Annotated in this window: 10 protein-coding genes and 1 tRNA gene; 5 read left to right on the top strand and 6 right to left on the bottom strand. The window is 68.3% G+C overall.

Going from position 1 to position 15,147, the window contains the following annotated elements:
* Nucleotides 1–83 precede the first annotated feature (83 nt).
* Both ACP4J3_RS31210 and ACP4J3_RS31205 read left to right on the top strand, forming a co-directional pair.
* Nucleotides 84–157: transfer RNA gene (locus ACP4J3_RS31210), tRNA-Pro, on the top strand.
* Nucleotides 158–324: 167 nt separating this feature from the next.
* Nucleotides 325–1,050: a tyrosine-type recombinase/integrase gene (locus tag ACP4J3_RS31205; RefSeq protein ID WP_426539431.1), complete on the top strand. Its 726-nt coding sequence runs from the start codon at nt 325–327 to the stop codon at nt 1,048–1,050.
* Nucleotides 1,051–1,277: 227 nt separating this feature from the next.
* On the opposite strand, the gene ACP4J3_RS31200 is transcribed toward ACP4J3_RS31205, so the two are convergent.
* The 6 genes from ACP4J3_RS31200 to ACP4J3_RS31175 all read right to left on the bottom strand — a co-directional run bounded on the left by ACP4J3_RS31200 (nt 1,278) and on the right by ACP4J3_RS31175 (nt 9,699).
* The gene (locus ACP4J3_RS31200; protein ID WP_426539430.1) at nt 1,278–2,768 is read right to left on the bottom strand and encodes a family 43 glycosylhydrolase; all 1,491 of its coding nucleotides are present in this window, start codon (nt 2,766–2,768) and stop codon (nt 1,278–1,280) included.
* A 70-nt stretch (nt 2,769–2,838) separates the two neighbouring features.
* Nucleotides 2,839–3,582, bottom strand: coding sequence for a cupin domain-containing protein (locus tag ACP4J3_RS31195; protein ID WP_426539429.1), 744 nt, complete (start codon nt 3,580–3,582; stop codon nt 2,839–2,841).
* Nucleotides 3,579–4,502: a PmoA family protein gene (locus ACP4J3_RS31190; RefSeq protein WP_426539428.1), complete on the bottom strand. Its 924-nt coding sequence runs from the start codon at nt 4,500–4,502 to the stop codon at nt 3,579–3,581. Before ACP4J3_RS31190 ends, ACP4J3_RS31195 begins: the two co-directional genes overlap by 4 nt.
* Nucleotides 4,495–5,622: a Gfo/Idh/MocA family protein gene (locus ACP4J3_RS31185; RefSeq protein ID WP_426539427.1), complete on the bottom strand. Its 1,128-nt coding sequence runs from the start codon at nt 5,620–5,622 to the stop codon at nt 4,495–4,497. Before ACP4J3_RS31185 ends, ACP4J3_RS31190 begins: the two co-directional genes overlap by 8 nt.
* 271 nt (nt 5,623–5,893) lie before the next feature.
* Nucleotides 5,894–7,609, bottom strand: a complete 1,716-nt coding sequence (locus ACP4J3_RS31180) for a substrate-binding domain-containing protein (RefSeq protein WP_426539426.1) — start codon at nt 7,607–7,609, stop codon at nt 5,894–5,896.
* 89 nt (nt 7,610–7,698) lie between these two features.
* Complete coding sequence (locus ACP4J3_RS31175) at nt 7,699–9,699, bottom strand: DUF4978 domain-containing protein (protein ID WP_426539425.1); 2,001 nt, start codon at nt 9,697–9,699, stop codon at nt 7,699–7,701.
* A 467-nt stretch (nt 9,700–10,166) separates the two neighbouring features.
* Here ACP4J3_RS31175 and ACP4J3_RS31170 point away from each other — a divergent pair, with 467 nt between their 5' ends.
* The 3 genes from ACP4J3_RS31170 (at nt 10,167) to ACP4J3_RS31160 (ending at nt 15,135) form a co-directional block, all read left to right on the top strand.
* Nucleotides 10,167–11,966, top strand: a complete 1,800-nt coding sequence (locus tag ACP4J3_RS31170) for an RICIN domain-containing protein (RefSeq protein ID WP_426539424.1) — start codon at nt 10,167–10,169, stop codon at nt 11,964–11,966.
* 273 nt (nt 11,967–12,239) lie between these two features.
* Nucleotides 12,240–13,268 carry a LacI family DNA-binding transcriptional regulator gene (locus ACP4J3_RS31165; protein WP_426539423.1) on the top strand — a complete coding sequence of 343 codons (1,029 nt, stop codon included), beginning with the start codon at nt 12,240–12,242 and terminating at the stop codon, nt 13,266–13,268.
* A 550-nt stretch (nt 13,269–13,818) separates the two neighbouring features.
* A complete protein-coding gene (locus tag ACP4J3_RS31160) occupies nt 13,819–15,135 on the top strand; it encodes an ABC transporter substrate-binding protein (RefSeq protein WP_426539422.1) in 1,317 nt (438 codons plus the stop codon).
* Nucleotides 15,136–15,147 lie beyond the last annotated feature (12 nt).

Below are 15,147 nucleotides of genomic sequence, written 5' to 3'. Positions count from 1 at the left end.
GGACGGCGCCCGCTTCGGCGCGGTCGGCCGCGTGAGGTAAAGTGCTGTTGGCGCGATCACGCGGATCTCCGCGGGACGCGCATCGGGACGTGGCGCAGCTTGGTAGCGCACTTGACTGGGGGTCAAGGGGTCGCAGGTTCAAATCCTGTCGTCCCGACGGTGCGAAGGGTCTTCGCAGGCGAGAGCCTGTGAGGGCCCTTCTTCTGTGTGGGCCGTTTCCGGCTTCGAGGTTGAGCATGCCGCTCATCGGCACCCTTACTCGGAGGACGGCGAAGATGCCGCTCTTGGACTTGAACAAGATCACTGCGGGGCTGGGACCGCTCGTTGCGGTCGGGGAACTACGCGGAGACCACGCGCTACAACTATCTGCTGGCGGCCGCGCAGCTGGCGCGGTATCTGGGGGAGTACTCGCCGGATCCGGACGCCGATGTGGCGGCCGAGGATCCGGTCGAGGTCGCGCGAGCGCATGTGGAGGCGTTCCAGGCGTGGATGATCGAGACGCGGTCGGCGTCGACGGCGCTGAACAAGCACAAGGGGCTGCAGCAGTTCTTCGAGTGGCTGACGCTGGACGAGGGGGAGATCGACCGGTCGCCGATGGAGCGGGTGCGCCAGCCGAAGCTGCCGCAGAAGCTGATCCCGGTCATGCGCGACGAGGAGACCTCGAAGGTGCTGGGCATCTGCAAGGGCCGGGAGTTTGCCCAGCTGCGCGATGAGGCGATCATCCGGCTGTACTGCAACACCGGGGCACGTCTGTCTGAGGTCGGCAACCTGCTGCTCGATGACATCGACCTGACCACCGAGTCAGTGCACTTTCACGGCAAGGGCAGCCGGGACCGGCGGGTGCGGTTCGGGCCGAAGACCGCGCGGGCAGTCAGTCGCTATCTGCGGGCCCGGGCCAAGCACAAGGCGGCCGATTTCTGCGGAGACCCTCCGCAAGCGCCTCTATATCGGGGCTGCGAGATCTCGGTCGCTGGTCGCCGTGCTGCGTACCACGAGCGTGCCGTCGACGCACAGAACGAGCACCCCAGCGCCCGCCGCGACGTCGACTGAACAGTCCATCGGACACTGGACCGGGACGGTCGGCTCCCCAGGAGTCGTTCTGGTGGAAGCCGTGCGAGGAGGCACCCGCCGTCGGCTGAACGCCATGCCCGCGGGGACTGCGCGACGTCCTCGACGCCATGGGTACCTGGGTCCTGTCGGTGTTCCGGATGCCAAGCCGGAAAGCGCCTCGTGAGGCAGAGCCTGGGGGATAGGAGTGAGTCCGTCACGGGACGGTGTCACACGAGCTGTTCGGCGTACCGGACCCGGCGGACAAGGACCTCCCGAGACTCGGTCCACAGGCCGACCAAGCGCCCGGTGAACCCGCCCGCCACTTCGGTGGAGAGATAGCGTCCGTCCAGGCGGGCGAGGACATCCGTGCCGGTTCTGTCACCGATGCCCAGTTCGATGTCGTCCGGTCCGTTCCAGGTCGGCGGCGTGGATCGGATGCGGAGGCTGACAGGGGAGTCGGGCAGCGGGCGGGAGCCGAGAGTCGTCTGGATCTGTCCGATCCGTGCGACGGCCGTGACTTCGCCGTCGGCGACCCGCAGCCCGTACCAATGAGCACCGTCGAGCCGTAGCGCGACGGTGAACGCACCCTTCCCCGGATCGACGAGGAAGTCGGCCTCCCAGTGGTCTCCGCCGACCCGGGTGAACAGGCCCGAAGGCTCGCCGGTCTCGCTCGGCGTGTGACGCACGACCACCCCTTCCGGCACGCTGCGGACGAACCGGTCGGGACGCTCCCCTGGCGAGACCCACCTGAGATGCGGTCCGGGCGCGGAGAAGTCGTCCTCGAAGTCCCGCTGCCCGGTGGGGACGCCTGCGCTCGCCGGCTTGAAGTGTGGCCAGTCCTCCACCCAGGAGACGTCGGCGAGGAACGTCTCACGCCCGTTGACGTGGAAGCGCGGACTGCGGCCGCGCGGCCGTGCACCGAGATACACCGCTGCCCACGTCCCGTCGGGGCGCTCCACCAGATCGGCATGACCGACGTTCTGGACGGGATGAGCCGTGCTGCGGTGGCTGAAGACCGGATTGTGCGGGGCTGCCTCGAACGGCCCGCGGGGACTGCGTGAGCGTGCGACCGACACCACGTGGCCCCGGTCGGTGCCGCCTTCGGCGATGACCAGGTACCACCGGTCGCCGCGCCGGTAAAGGTGCGGCCCCTCGGAATGGGCCAGGCCGGTGCCGTGCCAGATCCATCGCGGCTGCTCGAGGACCACGCCCTGCTCCAGATCGACCGCGACCTGCCTGATGCCGATCTCGGTCTCGGACCACGAGCAGTAGGTGACCAGGCACGTTCCCTCGTCGTCCCAGACCAGGTCCGGGTCGATGCCGTCGAGTTCGGTCAGGCACACCGGCGCCGACCACGGCCCGGTCGGGTCGGTCGCGTGGTAGACCTGATGACCACCGCGAGCATCGTCGATGTTCGTGGTGATCAGCCAGAACCGTCCCCCGTGATGGCGCAGCGTCGGAGCGTAGATGCCGCGACTCGACGGCGACCGGCCTGCGGGGAACTGATCGTCCTTCGTCAGGGCGTTGCCGATCTGACGCCAGGACACCAGGTCCCGGGAATGCCAGATCGGGACGCCGGGGCTGTACTCGAAGGACGAATTCGCCAGGAAGTAGTCCTCGCCTACTCGGCACACCGATGGATCGGGATACATCCCTGACAAGATCGGGGCGGTCGCCGCGTCGGCGCTCCTACCGCCTTCCGGCAGCATCGAACTCATGCGAAACACTTTCCTTGGTTCGAACCCGGGCTGATCAGCACCGGTTCGGACACGTTCGGGTGGTGGGGCGTCACTGAGGCTCGGCCGATGCGCCGGCCCGGCGGGCCGGGTCGTAGGCGCGCAGGAAACCGCACATGCCCAGGGTCTGCCGGGGCGGTTGGGCGATACGTGAGACGGTCGCCTTGTACAGGTGGTTGAAGTCGCCGTTGCGCAGCGAATCGATCTGCCGCAGTGCCGCCTGTGCGGCGGCCAGCGCACCGTCGTCGACTGTCTTCTCCCAGGCGTCCAGGCGTGGCTGGACGAGTCGCACGGCTGCCGCGCAGAAGTCCTCGTAGGCCGAGCGGTTGCCGCGCCGCCACTGGTGCGTCAGCTCCCTGAACCCCTCGATGGCCAGGTCCCTGCGTGCCTGGGCGCGCTCGGGGTCGGGGGTCCCGTCGGCGTCGAGGAGCGAGGCCGCGTCCGGATAGGTCTCGGGGGAGAGGTGCGCGGGCGGGAAGGTCATGACGGCGTCGCCCGCCTCAGGAAGGCCGCTGTTCTGCATGACGACGATCACGCGCAGGTCTTCGTCGTTGATGGCGCGGTGGATCGTGCCAGGGGTGAACCAGACGGTGTCTCCGGGGTGCAGCTCGGTCGTCGTGTGGCCCTTGTGGTTGAGGGTCTCCAGCCGGCCGTGGCCGCTGACGACGACGTAGCACTCCGAGCAGACGAGGTGCATATGGGGCGAGCCGCCGTGTTCGTCGTCCGCGGTGGGCCAGGGGTACACCTCCAGCTGGCTGAGCCCCACGGCTCCGGGGAAGTCGGGGAGGGCGGTCACGGCGTGAACCTCTGGGCGATCGGCTCGAGTTCACGGCGGTCCACCATGCGGTCCATGAACACGAAGCGGTGGCTCAGGGACAGGGTCTCACCGGGCTCGAGCTTGATCTCGGTGTCGAAGGCGGGCGACGGGTTGAGGCAGGCGAAGGCACTGCTGCGGGCGAACCACTTCAGCGGGACGGCGGCCGTGGTGGTGCCGGCGTAGGCGAGGACCGTGGCACCGCCGTCGATCTCGTCGTGTTCGCCGGTGATGGCCGCCCAGGCACCCTGGGTGCCCATGACGGCGTCGCCTTCATGACCCCCGTCGGCGATGACGTCCGCGCCGGTCCATGCCCGGGGCCCGCGCCAGAACAGTCCGGTGTATCCGGCGTTGGGGCGGCCGTGTGTGGTGGGGCTGCCCAGTTCCAGCGGCACGCGGTGAACGTTGGTCAGGTCGGTGGTGAAGTCCAGCGCCCAGACGCCGTCTTCGGTGTCGGCGCTGTGGAAGCGCAGGGTGCGGGTCTCGTCGATCCACACCTCGTCGCTGGAGGCCACCCAGTCCAGGACCTCGGAGACCGAAACCTCGCTGCCGCGGTCGTCCTGGCGGTCGAAGCCGCGGTGCACCTGCCGTCCGTGGTTCTCGCGCCAGACGTAGCCGTGGCCCGGCGCCCCCTCCTCGAAGGTGGGCCCACCCCAGAAGTTGTCGCCGGACAGATGCGACCAGGTCATCTGCAGGCCCTTGTGCCAGCGGTGGTCCCAGGGTCGGTAGACACCCACGGGCGCACCGGAGAGGGTCTTCAACGGGTAGAGATACGGCTTGGGGGATTCCTCGAGAGGACTGTCCGGCCGGTAGACGTACGTGGCGAGGTCCGTGCCCGCGGCCGACACCACGAACTCGGTCCCGGCCTCGTCGTGTTCGATCCGGAAGTGGGTGTCAGACACCGGTCTTCTCCTTGTCGGCGTTGTCCTGGGCGGCGCGGAGGCGGCCGCTCATGGAGTGGTAGAAGGGGTTTTCCGGCGTGATCATGTCCGGGGTGACGGGACGTCCGGTGGTCGCCGACTGGTACAGGGCGGCGATGAAGGCCAGGACGCGGCGGCCGTCGCCGCCACTGGCTTCGGGGCGTTGCCCGGCGCGCAGGGAGCGCAGCAGCAGGCGCAACTGCGCGGCGTGCGAACTGGCCTCGTCGTCGAGCGGTGCCCCGAGCTCGGCGGCCGTGGCCTCGGCCCGGTGAGGTGCGGGGGTCCACGTCCAGTGAGTGTTGTCGTAACCGTAGAGGTGGGACAGTTCGACCGTGGCCTCGGGGAAGTCGAAGCGCAGGTAGCTGGTCTCGCGGGGGGAGAGGAGGCTGTTGACCATGGAGACCATCGCGCCATTGGCGAAGCGGACCATTGCCATGGAGACGTCCTCGGTCTCCACCTCGCGGGCCAGCGTGCCCATGGCGGCGCGGACTTCGGTCCATTCGCCCATCAAGGACAGCATGAGGTCCATCTGGTGGATGCCGTGGCCCATGGTGGGCCCGCCGCCCTCGGTCTCCCACTTGCCGCGCCAGGGGACCTCGAAGTAGGCGTCGTCCCGGTACCACAGGGTGTGGCAGACGCCGACCAGAGGAGTGCCGAGGCTGCCAGTGCGGATGTGCTCCCGCAGGGCCCGGGCGGCGGACCCGAACCGGTGCTGGAAGACGTAGGAGACGTAGGGGCCGCCCTCGGGCTCGTGGGCGGCGACGGCGTCGTACTCGGCGACCGAGAGGGTGGGGGGTTTCTCGCACCACACCGACGCGCCGGCGTCCAGACAGGCGGTGATGGCCTCGCCGTGGGCGATCGGGGGCGTGCAGACGATGACCAGGTCCGGGTGCTGCTCCTGGAGCATCCGGTCGAGGCTGTCGTAGGCGGCTGGAATGCCCCAGCGGGCAGCGAACGCCTCGGCGCGCCGCAGGTCGACGTCGACCACGGCAATGACGGTCGCCTCGCCGTTCTGGGCCTGGACGGCGGGCATGTGGCAGCCGTCGGCGATGTTGCCGGCACCGACGATCGCCACCCTCGCGGGCTGGCTGTACTCAGTCATGTGGCTCTTTCGTGGAAGCTCGGATGGTGCCTGGGCGCGGCACCGGGGGTTCGTCAACCGCTGACGAAGAAGGTCGGTTCGACCTGCTCAGCCCAAGGCGTGCACGCGTGACCGTGCGGTCGAGGGGAACGGCTCTGTCCGACGAACTGGGCTCTCGCCGATACGAACAGGACGGCAGCCTGAACGTAGTGAACGGTCACCTTCGTGGTCAAGAGTTGCGTAGTGATCGTTCACATTTTGCCTGACGCCCTACCGGGAACGCCGACCGGACTCAGCGGTTGACCGGGCCGCTCGACCCTCGCGGCACGAGGTGGAACAGATCCGTCACCTCGGACTTCGGCTCGGGCTCGCCGCGCAGGAGAGCGAGCAGCGACAGCATCGACTGCCGGCCGACCTCTTCCTTGTTGATGTGCACCGTCGAGATGCTCGGCGAGAAGTACCGGGTGAACTCCTCGTCGTCCCAGCCGAATACGCTCATCTCCTCGGGCACCCGCACACCGCGGTCCTGGAAGCCGCGGAGTACGCCCAGGGCGACGTAGTCGTTGGCGGCCAGTACGGCCGTCACGCCGGAGTCGGCGGGCAGGTCCCGCGCGGCCTCGTAGCCGGAGCGCACGGACCAGTCCCCGTCGACGACGCCGTAGGACTCAAGGCCCAGTCGCTCGACGGCCTCCACGTAGACCGCCCGCCGGTTGCGTGCCGAGGCCCAGGCCTGCGAGCCGGCGACGTGGAGGAACCGGCGGTGTCCCTGGTCCGCGAGGTGACGCAGGATCTCCTCGGCGGGCCGTCCGTCGGCCAGCCGTCCCCGGGACTGGAGGTTGTCGTCGTACTCGCCCAGCACCACCACGGGCCACTGCCCGGCGCCCTGGCCGCCAGCCAGGTCCCCCAGCGGCACCAGCGACAGCACCCCGTCCGCCTGCCGGGCCTCCAGCAGGGACAGCACGCTGCGGGCGCGCCGGGACTCGCCGCCCTCCAGCCCGACGACGTCGGTCATGTACCCGGCCTCGTGCGCCGCGGACGAGGCGCCCCTCAGCAGGGGGATCGGAACGAAGCCGCTCAACTCGGGCAGCACGATGGTGATCCGGTGGGACCGCTGCGTGCGCATCGACCGCGCCATGAGGTTGGGCCGGTAGTCCAGCTCGGCGACGGCACGCTCGATCCTCGCTCGCGTCGCCGGCTTCATGCCGCTGTCGTTCTTCAGGAACCGGGACACGGTCTGGTGCGACACGCCGGCCCGTTTGGCGACCTCCCAGATGGTCGGCCGCTTCCTCTCCGGGGTGGAGGCCGCCCCCGGACCGGCGGCCTGCGCGGCGGGCCGACCGGCCTTCCGCGCCCGCAGAGGGCGCCCCGCCTGCTCGCGCAGGAACTCCAGCAGCTGCGCGCCGGACGCGTCCGCGGGCAGTCCGTAGGCACCGGCGAAGCCCGCGACCCGCGGCGCGAGGTCGTCGACGCGCACGAGGCCACGGGCGGCGGCATCGGCGACGAACGTGCCCGTACGGGCCGCGTCGGCACGGGCTTGAAGCAGGTCGACGACGGTACGCGGCACGGTGGTCACGGGCAGTCCGTCGACGACGGTGATGTCCTCGGCGTCCATGGCGGCGCGGTGCAGCACGACGGTCTCGTCACGAGTGGTACGGCGGGACGAGACCGTCAGCTCCACGGGGTCGGTGGGCAGGCCGCCCAGGCCGTGCATCGCGCACGCGGAGGTGTGGGAGACGACGCCCGACCCGGGGCCGTCCGTACGGCGGTCCCGCGCCGGGGTCCCGGGATCCAGCCGCAGCCACGCGACCTTGATCCTGAGGTGCTCCGGCGGGGGAGAGGCGGCCAGGCGGTACACCCCGTGGCCCACGCTCTCCAGCGCCCCGGACCGCTCCAGCCGCAGGAGCTGGACGCCCTGCACGCCGTCCAGCTTCGCCTGGGCGGTGGTCACCAGACCCCACTGGTCGGCGGCCCTGGCGTCCAGAGTCCGCAACACGTCGGCCTGCGTCATACAGCAATCATTACACGGGCACCCTGCGCCGTCCCCTCCCCGCGTGGACCGCCTTTCCGGCCTCGCGGAGGAAGGGACGGCGGGGGCGGCTACTTCGGCTGGAACTCCCAGACCGTGTTCGCGTCCTGCGTTCCGGTGTTCCACTTCGCCTCACCCGCGGAGTTCCCGTACAGGTAGGCCCTTCCCGTGTGGGTGTTCCTGACGCGGAGCCCGCCTGCCGCGACCCCTTCCAGGTTCCAGAGCGAGGCGTCCGCGACGGTGCCGGTGTTCCAGATGACGTCGTTGTTGCTCGCGCCGGCTTCCAGGTAGAAGCGTCCCGTCCGCACGTTCTTGATGGTCCACGATCCTGACGTGTCCCTGGCGACGACCCAGTCCTGGTCGTCGTAGATGGTCCCGGACGAGACGATGACCGCGCCGTTGGCATCGGTGTCGAGGTACTTGCCCGAGGACGTGTTCCTCAGCTTGTACCGCGCGCCGCTGACGAGGTAGGAGACCCGGACGCATTCCTCTGCCGCCAGGGTGATTTCGGTGTTCCCGGACACGGTGCTGTACGTCTTCGTGCCGGACTTCACCCAGTTGTCGTTCGCGTCGTACCTGCCGGACTCGACGGACCGCACGACGCCTATGGTTCCCGGCAGGGTGAACGTCGCCTGGGTCGTGGTGGTGAAAGCGAACTCGGCCGGACCGCGCCTGACGCCGAATGCCTGCGCACCGCTCGACGTCGTGAAGGTGATGTCGACGCCGCCCACGGGCTTGGTGGTGGTGGTGTCGGCGGTCGCTTTCCGGTTGAAGGTCTGCAGGTTGGTTCCGCCGCGTTCCACCGGAGTCCTGCTGGCGAGGTCCCGGTGGATCTTGTTCAGCGCGCGGTTGAGCCGGGCGACCCTGTCCGAGACGGCCTTGCGGGTGACGACCTTGGTGGTGGGGTTGAAGTTGTACAGGCCGTGGTCGCTGCTGCCCGTGCTGGAGTCCGGGTCCAGGGCGGCGTACAGATTGTGGGCGGTGTTGCCGGCGATGGCGTTGAACTTCTCGACGTCCGCCGCCGCGGATCCTCCGAAGTTCTCCGGGACCATGGGGAAGTTCTTCCCCTGGGCCCAGAGGCCGTCCCTCCCGTAGTTGTAGAGCGTGTCGAGGCCCTTGGTGTACAGGTCCCTTCCGAAGAAGTCGATGGTCGCCGTTCCCTGGCTCCTCAAGGCCTCGTTCTCGGCGACCGGCACCGTGTCCGCGCTGCCGGCGAGGTTCACCCGGGTGTACACCGAGTAGTCCGACTGCTTGATCACCTGACCCAGCTGGGTCAGGTAGTTCAGCAACACGTCCTTGCGGAACGTCGTCGCGTCGGTGTATCCGCCGCTGTTCCACAGGTTGGTGCTGAAGGTGCTGTGGCTCCGGTCGATGGCCTGGCCGCCTTGCTGCTTCGACACGTTCGGTTCGTTCAGCACCTGGATGCCGACGACGGTGTGCGCGGTGTCGGCGGACGCAAGGTGGCTCATGAGCCGGCCGAGTACCAACTTCTCCCTGGCGAGCAGGTTCGGATCGGTCTTGTCCAGGAGGGGGTTGCCGTTCAGGGTCAGCCTGGTGCCGTCGGACCTCACCACGAACTGGTAGTCGTTCATCACGTAGTCCGGCATCCGGTCCGCGATGGACTGACCGGTCGATTCGTGGCTGAACCACAGGAGTTCCAGCTTGAGGCCGTACTCCTTGCACCAGGCCAGGTACTTGTCGATGTCGGTCCAGTCGAAGGTGTCCTTCGAGGGCTCGATCTGCGACCACCAGATCGGGATGTTCACCACGGTGAACCCGTCGTCGCGGATCATCCCGAGCACCGGCTTCAGCTGGGCGTCCGTCCAGCCGAACCCGTACTTGTGCTTCTCGTACCGGAACTGGACCCCGCTGTGGTAGAAGGGCTTCCCGTCGACCATCAGGGTGATCTTGTCGTACGTGGACTTCGAGGTGTCGACGTGGGACACCACGCCGCCGGCCGCGGCAGCCCGCGGGAGGCCGCCGACGAGGTTCAGCGCCATGCCCCCGAGGGCTGCCGCCCCGCTCGTGGCGAGGAATCTGCGGCGCGACCAAGGGCCGGTGTTCGACTTCATTGCACTACCTCCGTGTCAGGTGAACTTCTGCCGGATAGTGAACGATCACGACTGAGGGTTCGACGGTGCCCGTCAGGAACCTTCGAGGCAGGGGGGTCGGGCGCAGCGTGATCGAGCCGACAGGCGATGGCGAGGCCCTGGCGATCAAATGGTGGCCGAAACCAACGATGGCGCACATAAGACTGGCTGAAACGCTTGTGTGTCAATGGTGTGAACGGGGAGAGTTGCTTCGCAGTTCAGGGCCGGTCGGCTCAGGTCGTGCCAGTGGGGCCCCCTTGTAGTGAACGATCACTCGCAGACATCTTGACCGCTCGGGTGAACGATCACTATGTTGCCCCTGCTGTTCTCGGACACCTCATCGCTCCCGGTACTTCGTGGCTTTTCTGTGCGCCCTCGGGCCGAGCCACGGCCGGGCCCCTTCCTCCCCGCCGGGCACCGGTCGGTATCACCAGATCAAGGGAGATCACGTGTATACGGTCATACGCAGAACGGGCCGTCGGCCCCGAAGATGGGCCGGCTCCCTGGCCGCCGGCATCCTGCTCCTCGCGGCCTTCCTCACAGCTCCGGCCGCCTCCGCCGCCGAAACTCCTGGCGCGACGTTCATCAACGAGACGTTCGACGCTCAGACGAACCCCGCGAACTTCGGTTTCCCGGTCGGGGCCGCCATCGGCAACGGCGTACTGGATGTCACGAAGGGCATGGGCAACTACACGACGTCCGTGCGGCCGTTCGCGTCGTCGATCACCCAGGAGAAGACGCTCGACCTGCGGTTCGACTGGAAGACGGCCATCACCAGCACCGGCATGAAGACCGGTCTGGAACTGCGCGACAACGCCGGACACCTCGTCTTCGGGCTGGCCGCGACCGCAGCGGAACTCCGCTACGCCGCGACCGGACCCGACTCGGACTCCACCTCCGCTCCGGACTCACTCAATCCCACGTGGACCAAGATCAGCTTCGATCGGACCAAGTGGTACACGGTCGATCTGCACATGGACTTCACCCTCCAGAAGGTCCAGTACACGATCACCAGCAAGGAGGCCGCGCCGATCGTGCTGGCCTCCGGCACGAAGACCATCACGGGGACCAACCTGGCGAAGTTCGTCGCCTGCAACTACTACGGCACCGGTGTGCAGTCCATCGACAACTTCCGCCTGACCCGCCCTGCCAACGCCGCTTACGGATCCCTCACTGGCTCGTCCGTCTACGCCTTCGGTGACAGCATCGTCTGGGGACACAAGTACTCCCGCAGCTTCATGAACTTCCTCGCCGAACGTGAAGGCATGACGCTGACGAAGTACGCGGTGAACGGTGCGACCGTGGGTCCGACCAGCAACCAGATCCTCACCCAGGTGCAGAACGCCAACGCGCAGGCGCCCGACTTCGTCGTCTTCGACGGCGGCACGAACGACGCCGGCGAGATCCACACCAACCACACCTACACGGTCGGCACCGTCAGCGCCTCCCAGGACCCCGCCACGTTCGACACCGGCACGTACGCCGGAACGCTCGAAACCACCATCCGCACGATGCGGCAGAAGTGGCCGTCCGCCCAGCTCGTGTACGTGGCCGCCCACAAAATGGGCTCGCGGGACTGGGACACCCAACTCGCCCTGCGCCAGGTGTACCTGCAAGCCGCACAGAAGTGGGGCATCGCGGTGGCCGACGTCTTCGCGGACGCGACCCTCGACACGCGCGCTGACGCCCAGCGGGTGGCGTACACGTTCGACAACCTCGTCAACACCTTCCCAGGCAGTGGCGGCAGCGGGACCCACCCGAACATCGCAGGCATGACCGACTTCTACGTGCCCGTCCTCACATCGACACTGTCCCAGCTGGCCGACACGACGACGCTCAAGGCGCGGCACTCCGGCAAGTGCGCCGAGGCGGTCGGCTCCTCGACCGCGGCCGGGGCCGCGATCGAACAGGTCGGCTGCTCGGACGGCGACGACCAGCGGTGGCAGCTGCGCGAAGTCGGCGGGGGCTACTACCAGATCCTCTCCCGGCACTCGGGACTGTGCCTGGACGTGGCCAGCTCCTCCACGGCGAACACGGCCGCGATCGTCCAGCAGACCTGCGACGGCCGCCCCAGCCAGCAGTGGCGGCTGAGCGACACCGGCACCGGCTACGTCGAGATCATCGCCCGTCACTCCGGCAAGTGCCTCGACGTGGACCGGGCTCTCACGGCGGACGGCGCCCGGCTGCTGCAGTACACCTGCTGGAACAGTGAGTCGCACAAGAACCAGCACTGGACTCTGCGGGTCTGACATGAGGAACGCGAGCCGCCGGGTGACGGCGGATTCGGCGGCCGGCCGGACGGCCCGGACAGGGACCGTGCGGCCGGCCGGGCCGGACGATCCGCGGGGCAGCCGGGCTCGACCGGCCGATGCGGTCGGCTCCGGCGAGACGGCAAGAGGAAGGGACCCGGCCTGCCATGGAGAACTCGGCAGTACAGTACCGATGGTCGTGCGGGGCGTGGAGATGCGGCGGGGGGCGGCACGGTGGACGCGGACACGGGACCGGAGAGAGCGGAGCGGGACGTGAAACGGCCGAAGCCGCCGTCCAGAAAGCGTCCCACCATCCTCGACGTCGCGGCGCACGCGGGGGTGTCGCATCAGACCGTCTCACGCTTCCTGCGGGGCAACGGTGGCATGAAGCCGCAGACGGTGGCCCGCATAGAACAGGCCGTGGCCGAGCTGGACTACCGGCCCAACCTGGTGGCGCGGTCGATGCGCACCCGCAAGTCGAACCGCGTCACCGTGGTCCTGCCGGCCATGACGACCTTCGTGCCCTCGCAGATCCTGCGGGGAGCCTCCGCCGAGGCACAGGCGGCCGGTTACCTGCTGGACATCGTCGGCCTGGAAGGCGACGAACGGGTCAGGGGCGACCGCGTCCGCGCCCTGCTCGACTCCGGTCAGGCCGAAGGCGTACTGACCTTCACCCCCATCGGCGACCTGGAGAAGCTGGGGCTGGACCATACTCCGACCGTCGTCATAGGTGAGTACGACGACCAGATGCGGTCCCATGGGATCACGGCTGACGGCGAGCCGGCCGCCATGATCATCGATCACCTCGTCTCCCTGGGCCATCGGCGTTTCGTCCATGTCGCCGGCAGCACGGACTGGATGTCGGCACGCAAGCGCCGCGAGGTCTATCTGCGGACAGTCGCCGAACGGGGCCTGGAGAACTACGCCGTCATCGACGGTGACTGGTCCGTGCGGTCCGGATACGACGCGGCCCAGGGCCTGTCGGCGGACTCCGGTGTCACCGCGGTCCTCGCCGCCAACGACGACGTCGCCATGGGCGTCATCCGTGGCTTCCAGGACCGCGGGTGGCGCGTCCCGGAGGACGTGAGCGTCTTCGGCTGGGACAACCAGGAGTTCACCGCGTACTTCAACCCGTCCATCTCCACCGTGGATCTCGACCGCGAGGCCCTGGGCCGGCGGGCCATGCGGGCCCTGCTCGCCCGCATCCGCGAGGAGACCGAGCCGGAGCTGAATCTGGACCTCGACTGCCGCCTCGTGCTGCGCGAGTCGTCCGGACCGGCGAGGACGAACCACACCATGTAGCCCGTCGGCCCCACCAACCGGCCGTCGTGCAACGGGCGTCCGGGCGGACATACGCGCCCGAACCCCCGTCCGCACCGTGCGGAACACGCTGACCCGGCATGTTCGCGCGCGGTGGCGTTCCGCTTCCGTACCGGTCCGGAACCGGTGAAGTCGCACTAAGTACCCAAGCGTTATGTAGAGACCTCTTGACCGAGATGTGGCCGGTTACTACGCTCGCCGCGTGAACGTTCACTATTGCTGACGCGCACAGCCCTCAACTCGGCGCGACGCTCGCGGTCAACCCCGCGGATCAGCTCGGCACACCGAACCAAGGCTCCAGCGTACGTTCACAAAACCCCTGTCAGAGCCGCTGCGGCCCACCCGGGATCCCGACGAGCCTGGCCTGCGGCAGGCAGCCGGATCGCAAGTAACTTTCGCGGCCCGCAAAGCAGCCGAGTTGTGCAGTTGGCCGCCACGCGGCGAGACAGCCGGCGTCCTACGCCGGCTTCCTGAGACGACGTTTCCCCCGTCTGGGCACACCGCCCAGTGATGGCAGCAGAGGAGCCCCACCATGAACCACTCGTCCCGTCCGAGCAGACGCTCCCGACTCCGTGCGGTCGGGCTGACCTGTTCGGTCTTCGCCCTCGTCCTGTCCGCGGGCTGCGCCGCGGACTCCTCCGGCAACGACGGCGGCAAGACCGTCATCCGGTTCAACTGGTGGGGGTCGGACGTCCGGCACGAGCAGACCAAGCAGATGATCGCGTTGTTCGAGAAGGAGCACCCGAACATCAGCGTCCAGGTCGAGTACTCCAACTGGGACGACTACTGGAAGAAGCTGTCGACCAGCGCCGCGGCCGGTGACATGCCCGACGTCCTGCAGATCACGGACCCGTTCATGTACTCGTACGTCGACAACGGGCAGCTCATGGACCTGAAGAAGGTCAAGGACGTGCTGAACACCGACAAGCTGCCCCCGAACTCGATGTCGATGACGACCGTGAAGGGCGGCCTCTACGGCGTCCCGGCCGGCGACAGCGCGTTCGGCGTCGCCGTGGATCCGGCGGCGTTCAAGAAGGCCGGTGTGCCCATTCCGGACGACACCAAGTGGTCGTGGGACGACTACGTGAAGACCGCCACCGCCATCGCCGAGTCGAAGTCGAAGCTGGTCGGCAGTGTGATGCCTCTCTACCCCAACATGGTGCTCCCTTGGCTGCGGCAGCACGGTGAGGACTACTGGACCGAGGACGGCAGCGAAATAGGTTTCACCGAGAAGACCATGGCCGACTACTGGGAGTGGGTCGTCAAGCTGCGTGACAGCGGTGGCACGACCAGCCCCGAGGCAGCGGTCGAGGCCCTGGCCTCAGGAGCCGGTATCGAGCAGAACCTGGTCGCCCAGCACAAGGCGGCCATGACCGAGATGTCCGTCACCCAGCTCGGCGCGCTGGAGACCGCCAGTGAGCGCGAGACCAAGCTGCTGCTCTTCCCCGGCGAGGACGGTGCCGCCCAGGTCGGCGCCTACACCAAGCCCGGCGTCTTCTACGGGGCCTCGGCGCGGACGGAACACCCCAAGGAGGCCGCGCAGCTGCTCGACTTCCTGGTCAACTCCCCCGAGGCGGGCAAGATCGGGAAGTTCGACCGCGGTGTTCCCGTCAACCCCGACGTGCTCAAGGCGATCACCCCCGAGTTGTCCCCCGCGGAGAAGCGGATCGCCGGCTACCTGCGCCGTGCCAACGCCCTGAAGCCGACCGCGGTGCACCTCCCCAACGCGGAGGCCGGTCCCGCTGTCCCGGAGATCTTCCAGCGCCTCAACGAGGACGTGCTGTTCGACCGTCTGTCGCCGAAGGCGGCGGCCAAGAAGTTCATCTCCGAGATCAAGTCCCAGCTCTGAGCTGCCACATGT

The sequence above is a fragment of the Streptomyces sp. UG1 genome, from assembly GCF_049974585.1.
Classification (GTDB): domain Bacteria; phylum Actinomycetota; class Actinomycetes; order Streptomycetales; family Streptomycetaceae; genus Streptomyces.
Note: the sequence above shows the minus strand (reverse complement) of the source record. Positions and strands in the feature narration are given on the sequence as shown.

What these genes read in the sequence shown, in the direction of transcription:
- ACP4J3_RS31185 (WP_426539427.1), bottom strand. Translation starts at nt 5,622, where the DNA reads ATGACTGAGTACAGCCAGCCCGCGAGGGTGGCGATCGTCGGTGCCGGC.
- ACP4J3_RS31175 (WP_426539425.1), bottom strand. Translation starts at nt 9,699, where the DNA reads ATGAAGTCGAACACCGGCCCTTGGTCGCGCCGCAGATTCCTCGCCACG.
- ACP4J3_RS31200 (WP_426539430.1), bottom strand. Translation starts at nt 2,768, where the DNA reads ATGAGTTCGATGCTGCCGGAAGGCGGTAGGAGCGCCGACGCGGCGACC.
- ACP4J3_RS31160 (WP_426539422.1), top strand. Translation starts at nt 13,819, where the DNA reads ATGAACCACTCGTCCCGTCCGAGCAGACGCTCCCGACTCCGTGCGGTC.
- ACP4J3_RS31180 (WP_426539426.1), bottom strand. Translation starts at nt 7,609, where the DNA reads ATGACGCAGGCCGACGTGTTGCGGACTCTGGACGCCAGGGCCGCCGAC.